This is a genomic window from Edaphobacter sp., from assembly GCF_028283685.1.
In the GTDB taxonomy this organism is placed as follows: domain Bacteria; phylum Acidobacteriota; class Terriglobia; order Terriglobales; family Acidobacteriaceae; genus Edaphobacter.
On the sequence record NZ_JAPWKF010000005.1, the window covers coordinates 338065 to 359591 of the forward strand.

The following is a 21527-nucleotide window of genomic DNA, read 5'->3' on the forward strand; positions in this document are numbered from 1 at the left end:
AAAAAAAGACAACGGAAGGAATGACATGCCGCAGTACAAATATCGCGAACTGAAGCCTACTCCCGAAGCCGAAGCGACCTTTCGCCGCTGGATTGCGCACCTGAATGAGGAGATCTCCCGTCACCAGAATGTGGACCGTCGTTCGGAGATTGTGCGTGACGAGCTGTATCAGATCTACCTGGGCAAGCCGCACGGCGGCAAGCTGAATGTGCAGCTGGACAGCGAGCTGGCGGGCAATGTGCTGGCGGAGAACTTCGATCCGCGCAACGTCACGCTGGAGCCGGAGTACTACGGCGACATCGATGCCGAGAAGTATGCGCTGCGCAAGCCTCTGATCTGGTTCTGGCAGCAGTTCGACCGCTCGCCGCTGGGTTTGAATCACTGGCTGGGCTTCAAGTTCCGCTGCATGCTGGCCCATCACATCTTCCGGCACGTGGGGAAGGGCGTGAAGATCTTCCACAACGTGGAGTTCACCTACGGCTACAACCTCACCATCGGGGACAACTGCACGATCCACAAGAACGTGATGCTGGATGATCGTGGCGAGATCGTGATTCACGATGGTTCGAGCATCTCGGACTACGCGAATATCTACTCGCACACGCACGACATCAACGTGCAGGCCGATGTGACCAACAAGAAGACGGAGATCGGCCCGCGCGCGCGTGTGACCTATCACGCGACGGTACTGGCAGGAGCGAGCGTGGGCGAGAACGGGATGCTGGGAGCTCTGGGACTGGCGACCAAGCCGGTTCCGGCAGGTGCAGTCTCGGTGGGCATTCCGGCCAAGGTCAAGCGCGAGAAGGACGCGCAGGAGCAGAAATAACCTTGCGGAGGCCGCTGCCCAGGCTGGCGGCGGCCCTGGTTCTTCTGTTCTTCGATAAGCTAGAGATTATGAATCAGGACGTCGTTCTTATCCTCATGCAGGTGCTGGCGCTGATTATGGCGTTCTGCGTCCATGAGTGCGCGCACGCCTGGACGGCATGGCGGCTGGGTGATCCCACTGCAAAGATGCTGGGCCGCGTGACGCTGAATCCTATCAAGCACCTCGATCCCTTTGGCTCGGTGCTGATGCCGCTGGTGGCTCTGGTCTATCACTGGCCCCTGCTTGGCTGGGCCAAGCCCACGCCGGTGACGCCGCGAAACTTCAAGAACTATCGCCGCGACGACATTATCGTCACCATCGCCGGTCCCATCAGCAACCTGCTGCTGGCGACGGCGGCGCTGATTCTGCTGCTGATCATCAAGCATGTGATCTCGGGTGGCAGAGTTGCTGTACTGACGGCCATGGCGGTGGCCATGCACTTTCCGGTCTCGACGGAGAATCTGCCTGCGTTGTTTCCCCTGGCGCTGCTGTTCTACTACATTATTCTGATCAATCTGCTGCTGTTCGTCTTCAACCTGGTGCCGTTTCCTCCGCTGGACGGAAGCCGTATTCTGCGGCATTTTCTGCCGTATGGCGCGCTGCAGGTCTATGACCGCATGGGTGTCTTCGCCCTGTGGATCTTCATGTTCCTGGCGGGAGGATTTATCTTCCGCACCTTCCTGTATCCGCTGCAATCGACGTTCGATCGCATCCTGGCCATGCTGTAGAGCGTGTTCCCGTATCATTGCTAGACCGACGAAACATGACCGAGCAGATGACGACATCCTCACGCCCCCGCGTCCTTAGCGGCATGCGCCCCACGGGCAAGCTGCACCTGGGCAATTACATGGGCGCGCTCTACAACTGGGTGAAGCTGCAGCACGAGTATGAGTGCTACTTCTTTATCGCCGACTGGCATGCGCTGACGACGGACTATGCCGATCCCAGCCTGTTGAAGCAGAACATCTTTGAAGTGGCACTGGACTTTCTTTCGGCTGGGCTGGATCCGGACCGGTGCACCATCTTTGTGCAATCGCATGTTCCGCAGCATACCGAGCTTCATCTTCTGCTTAGCATGATCACTCCGGTCAGCTGGCTGGAGCGCGTTCCTACGTATAAGGATCAGCAGGAGCAGTTGCGCGAGAAGGACCTGGCGACCTACGGATTTCTCGGCTATCCCCTGCTGCAGTCGGCCGATATCCTCGTGTACCAGCCGAACTTTGTTCCTGTGGGACAGGATCAGGTCTCGCACGTCGAATTGACTCGCGAGGTCGCACGCCGTTTCAACTATCTCTACAGCCCGAAGCACGTTGCAACCGTCGGCGACAGGACGGTCACGGAGCCCGACCCGGACAAGCTTCTTCTTCCTGAGCCGGAGGTATTGTTGACCCCTTCGCCGAAGCTGCCTGGCATCGACGGTCGAAAGATGTCGAAGAGTTACGGGAACTCGATCCTGCTTTCGGATACCACAGGCGATGTGGAGTCCAAGATGTTGCGGATGAGCAACGGCGGACAGCGTCCGACGTCCGACGTGCCGGGCGACCCCGATATCTGTCCCGTCGGCGACATGCATCGCCTCTTCAGCGAGCCCCATGTTCTGACGCACATCACGCAGGGTTGCCGTACCGCGACGATCCGCTGCGATGAGTGCAAGATCATGGCAGCTGCTTCCATCAATCTTCACCTGCATCCTATCCGCGAGCGCAGGGCACGTCTGATCGAAGACCCGGACCGTGTCTGGGAGATTCTGGACGAGGGTTCTGCCCGTGCCTCGAAGCGTGCGGAGAAGACCATGCAGCAGATTCGAGCTGTAACCGGTTTGTCGCGCGATCGCTCCGGCGTCAGGCTCCATCAGCCCTTTCAGGAGCTGGATAAGAGCGCCAGCCGGAACCTTACGGCCTTCAAAGACTGGTGGGACCTGGATGCTCCCATTCTGACGCGAAATCTGCGCGAGAGATGGCGTACAGATCTCCTGCCATCGGGTAAGGTGCTCAAGCCCGATGCCGAAGGCGTCTGGATCACGCAGAAGGGCCAGCGAATCCTGGTCGCGGTCGCCAAGCAAAACGGTCCCGGGGCGGCTTGGGAGTTCTCGGCTAAGCCGAAATCGTACGAGATGCTGGTATTACTCTGCTGGGATGAAAATTACTATCTGCGCGACTTTGTCGTTCCCCAGAAGCTTATCCTTGGCGAGTGGATCGCTGCGAAGAAGAATGCAGGTAAGAGCGACATCAAATTTTCTGTGGAGAGATCGGGCGATCGCTACCTTTTGCATCTCCTGAATCCTCCGCCGATTGACATCACGTCAACGGAATCCGAATACAGCGTTATCCCCGGCTAATAAGGCTTTATGGCAGACGAAACCCTTCATCCCGAATCCGAGCCGGTCGTCGAAGAGACGGCACAGGCCGAGCAGACGTCCACCGCCGCTCCCGTAGAGCAGCAGACGGAGGCCTTTGCCCTGAAGCATCCGGTTCCGGCGCCCGCGCCTGAGCCCAAACGCCCCGCGAGGGACAGGGATAAGGAGAAGGAGAAGAACGAGGCCTCTCAGTCACCCTTTTCCGTGATCGTCGGCAAGGTCTATGACGGACCGCTGGATCTTCTGCTGGACCTTATCCGCAAGCAGAACATCGACATCTACGACATTCCGATTGCGCGGATCACGCAGCAGTTTCTGGAATACACGCACAAGCTGCAGCAGACCGACGTGGATGCGGCGGGCGAGTTTATCTACACCGCCTCGCTGCTGATCCACATCAAGTCGAAGATGCTGCTGCCGCGCGATCCCGCCGATGTTGCCGGCGGTGAGTCCGAGGATCCGCGCCGCGAGCTGGTCGAGCGGCTGCTGGAGCACGAGCGGTTCAAGGCCGCGGCGCAGATGCTGCTGCAGAAGCAGCAGATCGAAGAGGCCACCTGGAGCAATCCCGGTATCCGCGAGTTTCGCGAGACGGCTGCGGCCGAGCGCGAGATCGATGCCGATACCGTGGACCTGGTCCGCGTCTTTCAGGAGATCCTCGAGCGCCTGCGCAAGCGGCCGACGCTGAACGTCGATGAAGAGTCGGTGACGGTTGCGCAGATGATCGACTACGTAAAGCGGCGTCTGGTGATGGAAGACAAGCCGATCTCGCTGCGCCGTATGTTGCACAACACACATACCGAGCGAGCACTGATCTGCATGTTCCTTGCGATGCTGGAGCTGGTCCGTCTGCAGGCTGTGCTGTTGCATCAGCCGGAGCTGCAGGGAGACATCCTCATCAAGAAAACAGAGAACTTCGACCAGGTTTTTGCCGATCAGCAACAGGCGCGCGACGACTGGAAGTAGTTGTAGAGATCAAGATAGAGAAAATTTTCTAGCGGGCGTGGCAACTTGCCGGCGACGGTTTGCGTCTTTTCATTGCGTCAAGCTGCAGTTATGAGTTATGCCGTCCTACTGTCTTTTGTCGAAGCCAGAAGCAGCCCGTTTGTGAGCTGACAAGGATCTCATCCCCGAACAATCCATGCAGTTCGCATGTCCCGGAATCTTTGGGCATGCGGATGAATTCCAGTTTTCTTTACTGAACGTGAGGAAAGGACCCTCTTTATGCGCAAAGCACCTGGCCGTGTTCTGGCGCTCGTTGGTGCCGTGCTTTGCCTGGCCACCATCCCGGGCAAAGCAGACACCGTTTACAACTTCACCGCCTACAACACACCGTATGGCACCGTCACCGCTACATTGCCCGCCACCCCCGTACCGACCTTCTATACCGATACATACTTCGAGATTCCCGTGACTGCTTACGTTTCCGGCAATCCAATCACTGAGCTGGTCGACTTCTTCACTGCCGCAGCAGGTGGCGGCGCTGAGGCCAAAGGCCATCTCTTCAGTGGTCCTGTGCTGTTCAGCGGATCCACGTCCGATCCGACCTTCATACCCGGGAACTTTAACTTCGATGGCTTCACGGTCGTCGCAGAAGAGGCAGAGACCTCACCGGTTCCCGAGCCATCACCGCTGCTTCTGCTTGGCTTCGGTGCTATCGCTGGAGGCCTGCTGATTCGTCTCCGCGCGAATCCCGAAAGACTCGCAGAACAGACATTGTCGTAACAGGCAAGAACCCGACCGGATTGTGAAGGAAATATTAATGGATGTAAGTTTATGAAAATAAACAATTTGTAAACTTATTCCGGCGCAGTTGTAACACTGCATTCACAATCCGGCGGTACTATAGCCACGGCATATTGATTCGACGACCTGACCTTTTTAGGTGATACCGTTTTATGGCAACACAAGCCACCCTTCCGTCAGGTCGTATGCTTGACGAGAAGCTGAAGAAGACCTCCCCTGGCAGGACCGGGGCCGTAGTTTTTACTCTTCTTGTTTTGGGTGGTGTTGCTTACATCGTCAATCGTCTTACGATCGATCTCTCTTTCGTCCACACCACCAGCATGTATCCATACTTTCTCCTGGGCATCGCTCTGCTGATCGCTCTTGGGTTTGAGTTCGTTAACGGATTTCATGACACGGCCAACGCGGTGGCGACGGTGATCTACACCCACTCGCTCGATCCGCATACGGCGGTGATCTGGTCGGGCATCTGGAACTTTATCGGCGTGCTCACCAGCTCGGGCGCGGTGGCTTACTCCGTGATTACGCTGCTGCCGGTGGAGCTGATCCTGAAGGTCAGCAAGGGCACAGGCTTTGCCATGGTGTTTTCGCTGCTGATGGCGGCGATCCTGTGGAACCTGGCGACCTGGTATCGCGGCCTTCCGGCGTCCAGCTCGCATACGATGATCGGCTCGATCATCGGAGTCGGCATCACCAATCAGCTGCTGCACGGCGCCAGCGGGTTCAGCGGCGTGGACTGGGAGCAGGTGGCGAAGGTCTTTAAGGCTCTGCTGTTTTCGCCGATCGTCGGCCTGGTGGGCGCCGCGGCGCTGTACCTGATCTTCAAGGTTATGCTGCGCGATCCGCGCCTGTACGAGGCTCCGAAGGGAACTGAGCCGCCGCCGTTCCACATTCGCGCCCTGCTGGTGCTGACCTGCACCGGCGTCAGCTTTGCGCATGGATCGAACGACGGCCAGAAGGGCATGGGACTCATCATGCTGGTGCTGGTGGGCACGGTTCCCACGGCGTATGCCCTGAACCACGCCGTCAGCGCATCCGAGGTACAGACCTTTGCCGCCGTATCGCAGCAGGCGGTCCAGTCCATCTCGCATTATGCCGACCCGATGGTGACGGTGGCCGATCCGGGGCCGGAGCTGGAGCGCTTCGTCAATTCACGTAAGTTCCAGGTGCAGACGATGCCTGCGCTGGAGCAGACGGTGGGGTCGATCCAGGATGAGGTGATGCGTTACGGCACGTACAGCCGCGTTCCCGCCGACATGCAGTCGAATATCCGCAACCAGATGTACCTGGTGAGCGAGACGCTGCGCCTGCTGCCGAAGTACGGTCCGCATGTCGCTGCACAGGACACCACGGTCTTTACCAATTACAAGAAGCTGATCGATCACTCCACGAAGTTCATTCCCACGTGGGTGAAGGTTGCGGTGGCACTGGCGCTGGGACTGGGAACGATGGTCGGCTGGAAGCGGATCGTTGTCACGGTCGGCGAGCGCATCGGCAAGACCCACCTGACCTATGCTCAGGGAGCGGCGGCGGAGCTGGTGGCGATGGGAACGATTCTTGCCGCAGACAACTTCGGGTTGCCGGTCAGTACGACGCACGTTTTGTCCTCCGGCATCGCCGGTACCATGACGGCGAGCAAGAGCGGCCTGCAACTGTCCACGCTGCGCAATATCGCGCTGGCGTGGTTCTTTACGCTGCCGGCGGCGGCCCTGCTGTCGGGCCTGCTGTACTGGATCTTCAGCCTCTTCGTTCGCTGAAGGATTCGGGGCTGACCGGGCGTGAGCCCCAAAATGCCCCTTTCTTGTGTAAAACCCGTCCCAAACTGGCTTTAAAGGCCATCCCCGGCCTCGTCGCGTTCTTATAAACTCGTAGGGACATGAGCCTTAAAGCCAAGATCGAAGCCGTCATCTACGCCTCGGAAGAGCCTGTAACCCTCGCCCAGTTGATTGGGCTGCTAGGACAGGAGGCCCAGGCCGAGCTCGACCAGATCGATGCCGCGCAGCAGACGCTGGCGCTCGATGAGCAGTTTGTCGACGACGACGTGCAAGAGGACGCCGGTGATGCGGATGGTCTGAATGCCGAGGTCATCGGTGACGGGCAGTCTGCAGTAACAGAAGAGTCTGCAGTAACAGAAGAGTCTGCAGTAATAGAAGAATCTGCGGCAATAGAAGCGTCTGCGGTAACAGCAGATGAGTCTGCTGTGCCGGACGAGGAAGTCGCCGCGTCAGACGAAGACGAGGCTGCTTCAGAGGAAGAGGCTGCCGCGGAGCTGCTCGCTGCAGAGGCTGTCGTCAGCGAGACGACTACGGAGGAGGCCGCTCCGGATGAGGCTGTGGCGGATGCTCCTGCTCAGGCGGGAGAGGATCCCGAGAAGAAGATAGCGCGCGAGGCGAAGGAAGAGAAGGAAAAGGCGCGGCGGTTGCGGGACTATTTCCGCTCGATGCTTGACCAGTTGATGCGGGACTATGCAAGCAGCGATCGTGGCCTGGAGGTTCGCGAGGTTGCAAGCGGCTTCCGCCTGGCGACCAAGCCGGAGTACCACGATGCGGTGCGCGGCTTTGTGAAGTCGCTGAAGCCACCGCTGAAGCTGTCGTTGCAGGCTCTGGAGACGCTGGCCGTTGTGGCGTACAAGCAGCCCATCACGGCGCCTGAGGTCTCGGAGATCCGCGGCGTAGATTCGGGGGGCGTGCTGGGCAGCCTGATGACGCGCAAGCTGGTTACGACGGCGGGGCGAAAGCAGGTCATCGGCAGGCCGATTCTTTACAAGACGACGAAGGACTTTCTGCTGCGGTTCGGCCTGAAGGACATCAATGAATTGCCCTCGATTGAGGAGTTCGAGAAGATGGCCGGAGAGCTTGCCGAGCAGGAGGAGATTCCGATGGAGGCACATCCTGCGGAGGCAGCTGCTGAGCAGGGAGGCGAAGATGAGGTGCCCGCAAATGAGGTACCCGCCGAGGCGCACCCTGAACACCATGCTCCGGAGACTGCGGGCGAGCTTGAGGCGCAGCGGCACACACACCTTGCGCAGGCCGACGGCAGCCCCGATCCGGTCGACGATCCTCTCGACGACCAGCTCGCCGATGATGGTGTGGAAGGAGCGTCAGAGGAGAGCCTTGAGGTTGCCGCTCCTATCGAGGTAGAAGAAGAAACCGTGGAATCGAAGCAGGATTGATTGTCGAATAAGGCTGAATAAGGTGGTGATGAACCTTCTTTGAAGGTCGTACACTTAAGACAGCGAAAGCAATTACGCCAGACCGCGATGAGCAGATCCGCAGTCGGAAAGACTAATCACCATGTCCAGGAAGAACTCCGGCAACAGCCCCGCTGATTCCGGCTCCACCCCCACGGGCGATCGCCTGCAGAAGATTCTGGCGCAGGCCGGAATCGCCAGCCGCCGCAAAGCCGAGGAGATCATCCTCGAGGGCCGTGTTCAGGTCAACGGCCAGACCGTAACCGAACTGGGAACCCGCGCCGAGATTGGAAAAGACCATGTCCGTGTCGACGGCAAGCTGCTGCACGGCCGCGAAGAGCAGCGCTACTACATGCTCAACAAGCCGCGTGGGTATGTGACGACGCTCTCGGACCCGGAGAAGCGCCCCACCGTGATGGAGCTGATGATGCCCAAGAAGGGGCCTCATGGGGATACCGTCCGTCTGTACCCGGTAGGCAGGCTCGATTACCTGTCCGAGGGGCTGCTTCTGATGACGAATGACGGTGATCTGGCCAACCAGCTCTCCAAGGCGGCAGCAGGCGTGGAAAAGACCTACCTGGTGAAGGTCTCCGGCATGCCGACTCCCGAGAGCATCGACCAGCTGCGCCGAGGCATCATGATCGATCGCGGCCGCCTGAACGAGGTGCGCAGCGGACGTCGTGACCGTGTCATCACCTCGCCGGCGAAGGTCGAGCAGGTGCGAGGCGGCGATAACCCCTGGTTCGAACTGACCCTGACCGAGGGAAGGAACCGGCAGCTCCGAAAGATGTTCGAAGAGATTGGCCACCATGTGGAAAAGATCCGCCGTATCGGCTATGGCGCCCTGCGCCTGGACGTCCCTCCGGGGGCGTTTCGTGAGCTGACTGCGGGCGAGGTAACGGCTCTTGGCCGCGCTGCCCGGGGCCAGAAGGTTGTGCCCAAGCAGAAGACCCCGGAGTTCGCTCTGCTGAAGAAGCCGGTACCGCCGCGTTCGGCCAAGCGCCGTCCGGCAGCACCGCGCGATCGCCGCAAGCCATAGGGCTTGAAGCAGGCCGCTGACATCGCTGGCTTTAGGCGAAATTAAGGCTCCTGCAACGTTCTATTGACGCCCCGAATATCTTTTGGCCATAAGCATTGACACATCATGGACAGCGCGGAAAGAATACTCGCGCTGTCCATGGTGCTTATGGTGACAAACCCCTATGCGGGAGCATCCAATAAGCAGGGTTCAAGCCCGCAATAGAGACAATAGCCGCCGGCCGATGGAGTCAGGTGCAGTCGCAGCAAAGGAGTAGATGTGGCAATCGAGAAGGCAACATTTGGAGCAGGGTGCTTCTGGGGTGTGGAAGCAAAGTTCAACGAAGTAACAGGCGTGATCGACACGGTCGTGGGATACGAAGGCGGAGAGCTGGAACATCCGACATACAAGGATGTCTGTACGGACCGTACCGGCCATGCCGAGGTGGTGCAGGTAACTTTTGACAGCTCCCGCCTAAGCTACGCGTCGCTGCTGGATGCGTTCTTTGCCCTGCACGATCCGACGCAGGTCAATCGCCAGGGGCCGGACTGGGGAACCCAGTACCGCACCGTGATCTTTACGCATGGCGATGAGCAGGCAGCGCAGGCGAAGGCAAAGATCGCCGAGCTGAACGCCTCGGGTATGTTCCGGCAGCCGATCGCAACGCTGGTAGAGCCGGAGGTGAGCTTCTGGAAGGCTGAGGAGTATCACCAGCGGTACCTGGAGAAGCGTGGCATGGTGAGCTGCCATATCTAAGCCCGAAGGCGATCTGGATGACAGAGGGGACGCTGAGGCGTCCCTCTTGTTTTTCGAGCCCATACTTTCAAATTCGTGATACCATCAAGATGCGCAGGACAAGATAGGCTGCGCAGGCGTCGCAGGAAGACTCCAGCACAATCGGAGATCTGGCCAGAGACTGCGATCCGCCTCTCCCACCGCCTGCTTTTCACCACGAAATGTGGAAGCGCGTGTTGGTTGCTCTGGCTAGAGGCCCGTCAAGGGACGGTATGCCTCGCCGTGCAGCAGCAGCCCTTTCGAATGCTTACGAGAGTCATGCTGAATTTCGATTCGACGGCCGTGTGCCGCCTCTGCATATCTCTGTTGATCGCGCCTCGTGCTGTGATCGAACCTAAAGGATCTTTACTTGGAAACCGCAATTCTTGAGCAGCAAACCACCAGCCAGGCCACTCCGGCAGGCACCTCTACCCCTTCTGCCCCCCGCTTTACCGACTTCAACATCTCCGACTCGCTGAAGAGCCGCCTGAGCAGCGCGGGCTACGTCACGCCCACCCCGGTGCAGGCCGGTGCGATTCCTCCTGCTCTCGAAGGCGCCGACATCCTGGCCACCGCTTCGACCGGTACCGGCAAGACGCTCAGCTTCCTGGTGCCGATTCTCGAGCGCCTGGACGCCACCTCGCAGCCCAGCACGCGCGCCAAGCGCAATCACATTCGGGCACTGATCCTGCTTCCCACGCGCGAGCTGGCCATGCAGGTTCTTGAGGCCTATTTCAAGCTGATGCCCGCCGCCAAGCATGATGCTGTGCTGATCTGCGGCGGTCTCTCGGAGAACACGCAGTTCGACAATCTCGACCGTGGACCGCGCCTTGTGGTTGCCACCCCGGGACGCCTTGAGGACTTCCTCCGCCGCCGCGAGATCGATCTCTCCAAGGTCGACATGTTCGTCCTCGACGAGGTCGACCGCATGCTGGACATGGGCTTCCTGCCGGCGATCCGCCGCATCGTCACTGCTGTGCCCAAGGGCCGCCAGACGATGTGCTACTCGGCCACGCTCGATGCCAACATCCAGGAGATCGTGCGCGACTACGTGAAGAGCCCGGTCCGCATCCAGATCGGTACCACGTCGAAGCCCTCTGACCGCGTGGAGCTGCGCGTCTACACGGTGATGCAGGACCAGAAGCTCGGCCTGCTGAACCAGATGCTGAACGAGGAGCAGGGAACCTTCCTGGTCTTCTCGCGGACCAAGCATGGTGCTGACCGCATTGCGCGCAAGCTGGAGAAGCTGGGGCACGACACGAACGCCATCCACGGCGACCGTTCGCAGTCGCAGCGCTCGGCGGCTCTTAAGGGCTTTGCCACGGGCAAGCATCGCGTGCTGGTAGCGACTGACGTCGCGGCGCGCGGCATCGACATCTCTGACATCGCGCACGTCGTGAACTACGACCTGCCCAACGCAAGCGAGGACTTCGTTCACCGTATCGGCCGCACCGGCCGCGCCGGCGCCAAGGGCGTGGCGACGACCTACGTGATGCCGCAGGAGCGCCACGATGCCCGCAAGCTGGAGCGCGAGCTGAAGATCAAGTTCGAGTGGCGTGAGGCCGATAAGAACATTGAGAAAGAAGAGCGCAACAAGCCCCTCGATCTCAACTCCATCAATGGTGCACCTGCTGCAGATGCCGATCCGATCGATGCTCTCCTCGCACTTGAGACGCGTTCGTGGCGCGGTGGTGGAGCAGCGCAGCCTGCAGGAGCCGGCAGCAATAGCGGTAACCGTCCTGGCTCCCGCAGCCGTCGTCGTGGTCCGGGCCAGGGTGGCCGTCCGCAGGGCAATGGTGGTGGCGGATCGCACTCCAGCCGCAATGGTTCGAGTTCGCGTGGAACCCGGTCGGGCTCGCGTCCTACTCGCGGCAACCGCGGCCGCTAAAGCCAAGCCGTACAAAGGTAAAGATGCTCCGGCAGAAGGGCCAACCAGCCCACCTGCCGGAGCATTTGTGTTTCTGCAGAAGTGAAAATTTTAATAGCGTAAGTGCGCCCGTTGATAACGGATCAGCATGCAGCGCTTTTCAGGGCAGCCCTCCCGGTGATTGAGGCCTGAGTGCCGTTCCGTGAGCCGCAGCTCTATTTTCACGGCGTATTTACAGCCTGAATCATGCGAAAATAGAGTTGATGATCTCCGTCTCTAACGTCACAATGCGCTATGGATCGAAGCTCCTTTTCGAGGATGTTTCGGTCACGTTCACTACGGGCCGCCGCTATGGCCTTACCGGTCCTAACGGTGCCGGCAAGTCGACCTTCATGAAGGTCCTCACCGGCGAGATCGATGCCCAGAAGGGCTCGGTCGTCCGCCCGAAGAAGATCGGCGTCCTGAAACAGGACCAGTACGAGTTCGACGCCTACCGCGTCATCGATACGGTCATCATGGGCAACAAGGGCCTGTGGGCCGCCCTCGAAGAGCGCGAGCGCATCTACGAGAAGGCTGAGCTGACGGACGAAGATGGTTCGCGCCTGGGCGAGCTTGAGGGCATCGTCGGCGACGAGGACGGCTACGAGGCCGAGTCCAATGCTGCTGTGCTGCTGCAGGGGCTCGATATTCCCGACGAGGTGCACGAGCGCAAGATGAGCGAGCTGCAGGGCGGCCAGAAGGTTCGCGTGCTGCTGGCGCAGGCCCTGTTCGGAAGCCCCGAAGCCCTGCTGCTGGACGAGCCGACGAACTATCTGGACCTCGAGTCCATTCACTGGCTCCAGGACTTTCTCAATCGTTACAACGGAACGGTGATCACCATCTCGCATGATCGTCACTTTCTCAACAATGTCTGCACCAACATCGCGGACATCGACTACGAGACGATCATCACCTACAACGGTGGCTACGACGACATGGTGCTGCAAAAGACCAGCATCCGTACCCGCATCGAGAGCCAGAACGAGCAGCGCGAAAAGAAGATCGCGCAGCTGAACGACTTCATCGCGCGCTTTTCCGCGGTGCACTCGGAGTTCACAGGTGAACTCCCGTAAGAAGGAGGTCGAGCGTCTCGCCACCAGCGAGCTCGCCCGCTCCAACATTGCGCGCCCCTTCATCCGCTTCGACATGCTTCGTCCGTCCGGCAAGACGGTTCTCGAGTTTGAGAATGTCAACAAGTCCTACGCGCAGCCCGACGGTAAGACCGAGCATGTCATCAACAACTTCTCTGCGGCGGTTCAGCGCGGAGACAAGGTCGTCCTGATCGGCCGTAACGGCCAGGGCAAGACCACGTTGCTGAAGGCGCTGCTGGCCAACGGTCCGGGGGTGGAAGAGAAAGATGTCTCCATCGACTCCGGCGTCGTCAAGTGGGGGCACGAGGCGCAGATCGGTTACTTCGCGCAGGATCACAAAGGCTCGATCCAACTCGGCATGACGGCCAGCGACTGGCTCCATCAGTTCGATCCGCAGGCCACCAAGGAAGACATCCGCGGCATTCTCGGCCAGATGCTCTTCCGTGGAGAAGAGGGTCTCAAAAAGACAGATGCTCTCTCCGGAGGCGAAGCCGCGCGCCTGCTCTTTTGCAAGATCATGCTGCAGAAGCCCAACGTGCTTGTCCTCGACGAGCCCACCAACCATCTTGACCTCGAGAGCATCAACGCGCTCAATCAGGCGATCCAGAAGTATGAAGGCACGGTCTTCCTCGTCACCCACGACCAGGACCTGATCGAAGAGGCGGGCACTCGCATCTGGCACTTCGAGGGTGGACCGGAAGACTTCCACATCACCGATCACAAGGGGCCGTACGAGGAGTATCAGCAACAGCTTGCTCTGGCCGCGAAGTAGCGAATATTTATACATCTCACTTTACGAAAGGCGCGGGTTTTCTCCTGCGCCTTTCGTGTTTATGCATTCAGTATGCATAAGCTCCTTGTTTTTAGCGGTTTTCAAGGGCTCCATGAAATAATGATCAAAAAACAAGCATGTTTGGCGGTATAGAAACAGGCTTAGGCGGTCGATATGGCAAGTTCAGTTCTGCACAACGACACAGCGGAAGATCACACCACTCAGAACACCACCACCTCGCGCCTCATCGCGCTGGAGGACAAGTACGGCGCACACAACTACAAGCCTCTGGACGTTGTGGTGGAGCGGGCATCGGGTTGCTGGGTTTACGACGTCGAGGGGCGCAAGTACCTTGACCTTCTGGCGGCGTACTCGGCCGTCAACCAGGGACACTGCCACCCTCGCATCCTGGCCGCGATGCAGCAGCAGGCCGAGCGTGTGACGCTGACCTCGCGTGCGTTTCGCAACGACCAGCTACCTCTCTTTCTGAAGGAACTTTCGGAGCTTACCGGCTTCGAGATGACGCTGCCGATGAACTCCGGCACGGAGGCGGTTGAGACGGCGATCAAGCTCGCGCGCAAGTGGGGCTACAAGATCAAGGGCATCCCCGAGGGCAAGGCCGAGATCATCGTTTGTGAGAACAACTTCCACGGACGCACGATCTCGATCATCAGCTTCTCTACCGAGGAGCAGTACCGCGACGGCTTCGGGCCGTATCTTGCGGGATTCAAGATCATCCCCTTCGGCGATGCCGCTGCGCTGCGTGCAGCGATTACGCCTAACACCGCGGCCTTCCTGGTGGAGCCGATCCAGGGCGAGGCGGGCGTATTGATTCCGCCGGACGGTTTCCTCGCCGAGGCGGCGAAGATCTGTCGCGAGAACAACGTGCTCTTCATCGCCGATGAGATTCAGTCCGGCCTCGGCCGCACCGGCAAGATGTTCGCGTATCAGCATGAGGACCTCACACCCGATATGCTGATCGTCGGCAAGGCGCTTGCGGGCGGCTTCTATCCTGTCTCCGCTGTGCTGGCCTCGAAGGAGATCATCGGCATTATCCATCCCGGTGACCATGGCAGCACCTTTGGCGGCAATCCTATGGCGTGTGCGGTGGCGCGTGAGTCTCTGCGTGTCATTGTGGACGAGAAGCTTTGCGAGCGTTCGGCCGAGTTGGGCAAGGTGCTGATGGACAAGCTTAGCGAGATCAAGAGCCCGAATATCAGACAGCTTCGCGGCAAGGGTCTCTGGGTCGCCATTGAGTTGAACGGTCCGGCGCGTCCCATCTGCGAGGCGCTCATGCGCGAAGGCATCCTGTGCAAGGAGACGCATGACAACGTCATCCGCATTGCGCCGCCGCTGACCATCGAGCGCGAAGATCTGCTGTGGGCCTGCGAGCACATCAAGGCAGTGCTCGAGAGCAACTAAGAAGCCCATGCTTCAAACACGAATGCCCTGCCTGATGGCAGGGCATCTCTTTTTGCTGCGGGCTTACTTTGTCTTCTCCGGCTCTGCGCGAAACGCAGCGAAGGCACGATCCATACCCTCGCGTGTCGAGAGCAGCGGTCTCCAGCCGATGCTCTTCAGCCTGGCATTGGAGAACTGGTTTCCGCCCCACATGGCGCGGGTTTTATACGGCGTGAAGATCGCCGGCAGCTGTCCCTTCGAGCGGGCGCTGTAGCGCTCCACCATCCTTGAGCCCCACATCAGCGCCACGTAGGGAACCGGCACGGACTTTACCTTCTTCACCTGTTTCTTGTATGCGGCGAGGTATTGCTTCGAGGTGACGAGATCATCGTCGATGACGTTGTAGATCTCGCCGTCGGTACCGGCGAGAGCAGCGACGACGATGGCCTCGGCGCAGTTGTCGACGTAGGTGAGGGGCAGCAGGTTGTTGCCGCCCAGGTGAAGGAAGCGTCCGAAGAGGCTCAGGCCGACGCGGTTGGAGAAGTGGCCTCCGCCGGGGCCGTAGATCACGCCCGGCCGCAGCACGATTAGCTCGAAGCCGTACTTGGCGCGGTACTCCCAGAACAGCTGCTCCTGGCGCAGCTTGGTGTGGGAGTAAACGTCGCGCAGCTCGGGGTGCTGCTCCATCGGTGTGCGTTCGTCCACCATGGCGCCGCGCGGCAGGTCGGCTACGCCCATGGTGCCGAAGGAGCTGACGAGCACGATGCGTATGGCGCGCAGCTCGTTGGCGACAGCCTCCAACAGATTGCGCGAGGCGACCACGGAGTCCAGAAACATCTCCGCAGGCGAGCCCTTGAGCGCCGCTGCCGCGTGGATCACCATGCTGCAGCCTGCAAGGGCCTTCGAAATCTCGGAGGGATTGCGAAGGTTGACGCTGACGAATTCGAGCTTCGCTGCGGGATACTTCGCCGCGATCGTCTCCAGCCCTTTGGCCTTGGTTGTATCGCGCAGCATGCAGCGCACGTCGTTTTCTCCGTGTGCGAGCAACCGCTCCACGATCGATTTACCCAGGAAGCCTCCTGCTCCGGTGACGAGGATCTTCATCGTGCGTCCTCCTCGACCTGTGCGGGATAGGCCTGCTCGATCACGCGGTCCATCACGTCAGCTACGCGCAGAATTTCGGAGTAGGAAATCGGCGGCGGCGCATCGCGGCGGATGCTGTCGTAGAACAGTTCCAGCAGCTTCGACATGCCGGCGAAGAAATGAAACTCGTGACGGCGGAACTGCCCGAGGTTCTTCTTCGCTTCGGCGGCGTAACGGCTCGCCATCTGCACGGGTGGAATCAGGCGTCCCACGGCGCTTGGATACTTCTGTGAAGCCGAGGTGACGACGGTGCGGTTGTTGAAGTCCACCTCAACCGTGGCCCTGGTGCCGTATACCTTCAGCGTGTTGGCGACGGGACGAGCGTGGGAGCACAGGCTGCCATAGGCCGAGACGTTTCCGCCGCGCAGGAAGACGCGGAGCTCATCGAGCAGGGCGTCGGTGCCGTCTCCACGGACCGCTTCGCGCCGCTTATAGGCGAAGGCGTGGACCTCGGGCTCTACATCGGGAAACAGAGGCACGATGCGGTTGAAGATGTGGTCCATCATGTTCTGAAACAGCTTGCCCGGCAGGCGATGGACCCAGTGCCCGGGATCGCTCATCAGCGCCTGTCCGTAGGCTCCGGCGAGATCGTAGCCGATGAAGGCCTCGACGTGGACGGGGTCGCCGAGGGTACCATCGGCCAGCATCCTTTTGAACTGCATAGCCGGCGGGTCGAAGTTGGGCCAGTAATTGATGGTCATCTGGCGTCCGCCTGCGACGACGGCATCGATCAGAGCCTTCGATTCTTTTGCGGTCAGAGCCAGAGGCTTCTCAAGGAAGACGTGCGCACCTGCCGCGACACACTGCTGCGTCAGCGCGAGGTGGACCCCCGGCGGCGTGGTGATGTGGACGACGTCCAGGCGCTCGCGTGCGAGCATCTCGCCGACATCGCCGTACCAGGCTCCAGCGCCGTAGCGGACGGCGAGCTGTTCGGCCAGCAGCGGCTCGCGGTCGCAGACCGCCGCCAGTGTGGCGCCATCCAGATATTTCACGACCTCGGCATGCCCATCGGCGATCTTGCCGCAGCCGATGATTCCAATACGCAACTCTCTCAAAACCGGCATCCTCTTCAGGGTACAGGGAGCCATCCGCCGGGCGGTAGCCGTCGCTTACCGGTGCTCTCTGGAACTCTCGCAGGGGGAATGGCTGTTCCTGTGTCCTTTCAAAGATGTCATACTGACAGCAAGAGGAAGAAGAGGCAGGCCCACGAAGTGATACCTGAGAGTGAACCGATCCGGGAGCCGATCAAGGCTCGCGGCAGAAATGTCCTGGGGCAACCTCTGGAGGTCTGCGGCTGTCAGCCGATGACCGGTTTCTACCGTACCGGCTGCTGTGAGACCGGTCCGAACGATCTCGGTGTTCACACGATCTGCTGCATCGTCAACGAGGACTTCCTGCGCGTCTCCAAGGAGATGGGGAACGACCTGAGTACGCCCATGCCGCAATACGGCTTTGCCGGGCTGAAGCCTGGCGACCGCTGGTGCGTCTGCGCCGCCCGCTGGCTGGCCGTGCAGCGTGCCGGAGCAGCCTGCCCCATCCTGTTGGAGGCGACGCACGAGGCCACCCTGGCCATCGTTCCTTTCGAGATCCTCATCCACTACGCTGTCATTCCCGACACCTTGCACTAAGCGGCTGGCGCATAGACGAAATTTTGCGGGGACGGGTTGCAAGCGCAAGTCCGATTCACGTGGTTTTTTCTTGACAGCCTGTCCCAAAGCGGCGACCGTTAAATCATTACAAGATTTCAGTTTTTGGTTGTAGATGAACTGCAGCACCGACAGACAGCACAGTCGTTTGCAGCGGTCCGCATGATTTGATCACCGCCCCGTCCGGTGTTTCTTTATAGGAGCCAGTACTCAATGAACTATCCCCCTGCGTGTAAGCGCATCCTTACGGTTGCTGCCGCCGCCGTCCTGTCTCTTGTGGTGTCTCTGCCTGCAACGGCCCAGACCGCAGCGACTGGAACCATCTCCGGAACCATCACCGACGCCTCGGGCGCTGTGGTTCCGAACGCCGTGATCCAGGTCATCAACACCGACACCGGCGCGACACGCAACCTCACGGCAGGCACCGGAGGCGAGTACAGCTCGACCTTTCTGCAGCCCGGCCACTACGAGCTCATTGTCGCAGGGACAGGCTTCGGCAAGGTTGACCGCAAGAACCTCAATCTGACCGTCGGCCAGGTGCTTTCGGTTGACCTCGCGCTTCCGGCTGCCTCGACCTCGACCGAGGTGACTGTGACCGATGCCTCGCCACTGATCGATACGGAGAAGACGCAGGTCTCGCAGACCATCGGACAGGAGCTGGTCTCGAACCTCCCGGTCAACGGCCGCCGCTACGATAACTTCGTGCTGCTGACGACCAACGTGGTTCCAGACGGCAGCTCGGGGCTGATCTCCTATCGTGGTATCTCCGGTCTGTACAACACGAACCTGATCGACGGCGCGAACAACCAGCAGGCATTCTTCTCCGAGGCTCGTGGCCGCGCCATCGGCGCCCCGTACGTCTTCTCGGTTGACTCCATCAAGGAGTTCGAGTCCTCTGTCTCCGGCTACTCGGCTGAGTTCGGCCAGGCAGCTGGCGGCCAGATCAACGCCATCTCGCGCAACGGTACCAACACCGTTCACGGCGACCTCTTCTACTCGCTGCGTTATCCCTCGCTGAATGCGCTGGACCCGCTGACCAAGTACCAGGGCCGGACGAACAAGAATCCATTTCTGCTCCAGCCGGCGATTCACCAGCAGCAGCAGTTCGGTGGCTCGGTGGGCGGTCCCATCATCAAGGACAAGCTGTTCTACTTCTTCACCTATGATGGCTTCCGCCGCGTGCAGCCGCTGCTGTACAGCAGCCTGATCTCGTCCGCCACGCTGGCGGGCTACGCCTGCCCCTCGCCCATCACCTCGACGCAGTGCGATGCGGCCAAGGCCTATATCAACGGCCTCAGCGGTCCGGCTCCCCGTACCCTGAAGCAGGACATCTTCTTCCCGCGCATCGACTGGCAGGCGAACGGCAACAACCACGTCAGCGCCGAGTTCAACTGGCAGAACTACAATCTGCCCAACGGCTACACCACCTCGGCGACGGCGACTAACAGCTCGGCCAGCACCAACGGCCGCGCGGACTTCCACGAGCGCTTTTTCATCTCCAACTGGGAGAGCGTGCTGACGCCTTCGATGACCAACGCGCTCCGCTTCCAGTGGGCGCGTGACCTCGAAGTCACCTCGGCCAATGCGCCCGGACCCTCGGTCACGATCTCCGGTCTACAGGGCTACGGCATGCCGAACGCTCTGCCCCGCGGAGCCTTTCCTGACGAGCATCGCATCCAGATCGCCGATACGCTCTCGAAGGTCATGGGCCGTCATACCGTCAAGGTCGGCGTGGACGTCAACCTGATCCACGACTACCTCGCCAACCTCTTCCAGGGCGGCGGTGTCTATAGTTACGCGGCTCTTACCGGTCAGTGCGCCACCGGCGTTCAGGCTGCCGGTTGCACCACGATCTCCGGTGTTCCCGCTGCCTTCGCCAACTGGGTGCAGGACGTTTACGGCGTCAACGGTGGTCGTCACTGGACCTCGTTCCAGCAGGTCAACGACCCCATCACCCACATCGGTGCGGACGATATGTGGAACAAGGATGTCGCGGCATTCGCCGAAGACAGCTGGAAGGTCTCCAACAATCTGACCGTCACTGCCGGTCTGCGTTATGACCTGCAGCTGGTGCCTCAGCCACCGGTTCCTTACACCAACAGCTACAACGGTGCGGCTTCGCCTCTGGGCAACTACTACACCAAGACCATCCACACCAACTACACCATGCTGCAGCCTCGCGTCGGTTTTGCATGGTCGCCGTTTGACGGTATGGTGGTTCGTGGCGGCTACGGCATCTTCTATGGCCTCAGCTCAAACTCCACCTTCTATGCCACCCGCGTAGAGAATGGTGTCTTCCAGCAGGCGTATTCGCTGGCTGCTTCGACAGCGACCACCAACGGCGTCACGAACTACAGCTATCCCACTGGCGCGCCGCAGAACATCGGTGTTCTGTTCACGCCTCCGGGACTTCCGCTGGCGGCTCCGTTTGCCGGTGCTGTAACTCCCACGGTCAACGGTTCGGCTGGTCTGCAGAAGCTCTCCTTCCGCGGTCAAGATCCCGGCTTCACCAACCCCTACACTCATTCGATGGACCTCGGTATCGAGCAGCAGCTTCCGGGTCACATCTCGCTCTCAATCTCGTATGTTGGTACCCGCGGCATGCGTCTTCCGTACTTCATCGACGCTAACCTGCCGCACACCAACCTCACCCGTACGTACACCGTCACCAACACGGCTGGCGTGGCGCAGTCGACGGTCACCGTGCCGTTCTACTCGAACACGTTGTCGCGGCCTTCGCCTAACGACGGCGGCATCCTGGTAGGCTTCAGCGGGATCAACTCCTGGTACCATTCGGCGGCCATCAGCATCCGCAAGCCGATGAGTCATCAGCTTGAGGCCCTTATCAATTTCACATGGGCCAAGACGATCGACGGCAGCCAGGTCTCGGGTCAGTACGGTACCTTCAACGGAACCAATACAATCCTCGATCCATACAACCTGAAGAATCCCGGCACGCTCAGCGAGTACGGCCGTTCTGACCTCGACATGCGCGGACGTTTCGTCGGCAGCCTGGTCTGGCAGCCTGTTGTTGGCGTGGCGAATCCCTTCCTGCGCTACGCCGTCAATGGCTGGTCGCTGTCAGGCTCGGCTACGGAGCAGACTGGTCTTCCTGTGACTGCGATGATGAGTTCCAGCGCTGTCACCGGCGGTATTGAGGGTGGCGTCACTGGTGGTGCGGTGGGCAACAGCCCCTCGCCAGCCACTGGCCGCGCTCCCCAGGTGTCTCGCAATTCGTTCCCCGGACCCGGTATCCGCAACATTGATACTCGTCTGAGCCGCAAGTTCACGATCCACGAGGGAGTCAACCTGCAGCTGTCGGCTGAAGCCTTCAACGTCGTGAACAAAAAGCAGATTATCAGCGTGAGCACGACGGCGTACCAGTATAACGGCGCCACGACGATCGCTCCTTACACCAGCACACCGTTCGGCACGCCGACGTCGACCTCGGGCACGCTTTATGGTCCTCGTCAGCTCCAGTTCACTGCAAGGCTGAACTTCTAAAAGACAGCTGCAAAACACAAAGAAGAGGCTCCCGCGATGGGAGCCTCTTCTTTGTGCTAACAATGTCGGAGATGGTGCGCCCGAGAAGATTCGAACTTCTGACCTACAGCTTCGGAGG

15 protein-coding genes and 1 pseudogene are annotated in these 21527 nt (G+C 60.0%); 14 read left to right on the top strand and 2 right to left on the bottom strand.

From position 1 onward, the window contains the following. Positions 1-25: 25 nt before the first annotated feature. The 12 genes and pseudogenes from PW789_RS08530 (at position 26) to rocD (ending at position 15137) form a co-directional block, all read left to right on the top strand. Positions 26-826 carry an acyltransferase gene (locus PW789_RS08530; RefSeq protein ID WP_299374328.1) on the top strand — a complete coding sequence of 267 codons (801 nt, stop codon included), beginning with the start codon at positions 26-28 and terminating at the stop codon, positions 824-826. A gap of 2 nt (positions 827-828) precedes the next feature. Then, on the top strand, positions 829-1593 hold the full coding sequence (locus PW789_RS08535; protein WP_299374331.1) for a site-2 protease family protein: 765 nt from the start codon (positions 829-831) through the stop codon (positions 1591-1593). 35 nt (positions 1594-1628) lie between these two features. Beyond that, positions 1629-3203 (top strand): tryptophan--tRNA ligase, encoded by a 1575-nt coding sequence (gene trpS, locus PW789_RS08540; RefSeq protein ID WP_299374334.1) that lies wholly within the window; start codon positions 1629-1631, stop codon positions 3201-3203. Between the two features lie 9 nt (positions 3204-3212). Continuing rightward, a complete protein-coding gene (locus PW789_RS08545; RefSeq protein ID WP_299374337.1) occupies positions 3213-4184 on the top strand; it encodes a segregation/condensation protein A in 972 nt (323 codons plus the stop codon). 258 nt (positions 4185-4442) lie between these two features. Further along, positions 4443-4943, top strand: coding sequence for a PEP-CTERM sorting domain-containing protein (locus PW789_RS08550; protein ID WP_299374340.1), 501 nt, complete (start codon positions 4443-4445; stop codon positions 4941-4943). Positions 4944-5116: 173 nt separating this feature from the next. Next, positions 5117-6721 carry an inorganic phosphate transporter gene (locus PW789_RS08555; RefSeq protein ID WP_299374346.1) on the top strand — a complete coding sequence of 535 codons (1605 nt, stop codon included), beginning with the start codon at positions 5117-5119 and terminating at the stop codon, positions 6719-6721. A gap of 119 nt (positions 6722-6840) precedes the next feature. Beyond that, positions 6841-8136, top strand: coding sequence for an SMC-Scp complex subunit ScpB (gene scpB, locus PW789_RS08560; protein WP_299374349.1), 1296 nt, complete (start codon positions 6841-6843; stop codon positions 8134-8136). 121 nt (positions 8137-8257) lie between these two features. Then, on the top strand, positions 8258-9193 hold the full coding sequence (locus tag PW789_RS08565) for a pseudouridine synthase (protein ID WP_299374352.1): 936 nt from the start codon (positions 8258-8260) through the stop codon (positions 9191-9193). A 258-nt stretch (positions 9194-9451) separates the two neighbouring features. Next, positions 9452-9928, top strand: coding sequence for a peptide-methionine (S)-S-oxide reductase MsrA (gene msrA / locus PW789_RS08570; RefSeq protein WP_299374355.1), 477 nt, complete (start codon positions 9452-9454; stop codon positions 9926-9928). Positions 9929-10316: 388 nt separating this feature from the next. Beyond that, positions 10317-11834 carry a DEAD/DEAH box helicase gene (locus tag PW789_RS08575; protein ID WP_299374358.1) on the top strand — a complete coding sequence of 506 codons (1518 nt, stop codon included), beginning with the start codon at positions 10317-10319 and terminating at the stop codon, positions 11832-11834. A gap of 242 nt (positions 11835-12076) precedes the next feature. Further along, positions 12077-13715 (top strand): annotated as a pseudogene (locus PW789_RS08580) (ABC-F family ATP-binding cassette domain-containing protein). A gap of 174 nt (positions 13716-13889) precedes the next feature. Beyond that, entirely contained in the window at positions 13890-15137 is a 1248-nt protein-coding gene (gene rocD, locus PW789_RS08585) for an ornithine--oxo-acid transaminase (RefSeq protein ID WP_299374361.1), read from the top strand. 63 nt (positions 15138-15200) lie between these two features. On the opposite strand, the gene PW789_RS08590 is transcribed toward rocD, so the two are convergent. Beyond that, positions 15201-16220 (bottom strand): NAD(P)-dependent oxidoreductase, encoded by a 1020-nt coding sequence (locus tag PW789_RS08590; protein WP_299374364.1) that lies wholly within the window; start codon positions 16218-16220, stop codon positions 15201-15203. Beyond that, positions 16217-17314 carry a Gfo/Idh/MocA family oxidoreductase gene (locus PW789_RS08595; RefSeq protein WP_299374367.1) on the bottom strand — a complete coding sequence of 366 codons (1098 nt, stop codon included), beginning with the start codon at positions 17312-17314 and terminating at the stop codon, positions 16217-16219. Before PW789_RS08595 ends, PW789_RS08590 begins: the two co-directional genes overlap by 4 nt. 156 nt (positions 17315-17470) lie before the next feature. On the opposite strand from PW789_RS08595, the gene PW789_RS08600 reads away from it, so the two are divergent. Together PW789_RS08600 and PW789_RS08605 are read left to right on the top strand one after the other, a co-directional pair. Continuing rightward, positions 17471-17887 carry a DUF2237 domain-containing protein gene (locus PW789_RS08600; protein ID WP_299374370.1) on the top strand — a complete coding sequence of 139 codons (417 nt, stop codon included), beginning with the start codon at positions 17471-17473 and terminating at the stop codon, positions 17885-17887. 231 nt (positions 17888-18118) lie between these two features. Next, positions 18119-21409 carry a TonB-dependent receptor gene (locus tag PW789_RS08605; RefSeq protein ID WP_299374373.1) on the top strand — a complete coding sequence of 1097 codons (3291 nt, stop codon included), beginning with the start codon at positions 18119-18121 and terminating at the stop codon, positions 21407-21409. The last annotated feature ends 118 nt before the right edge of the window (positions 21410-21527 follow it).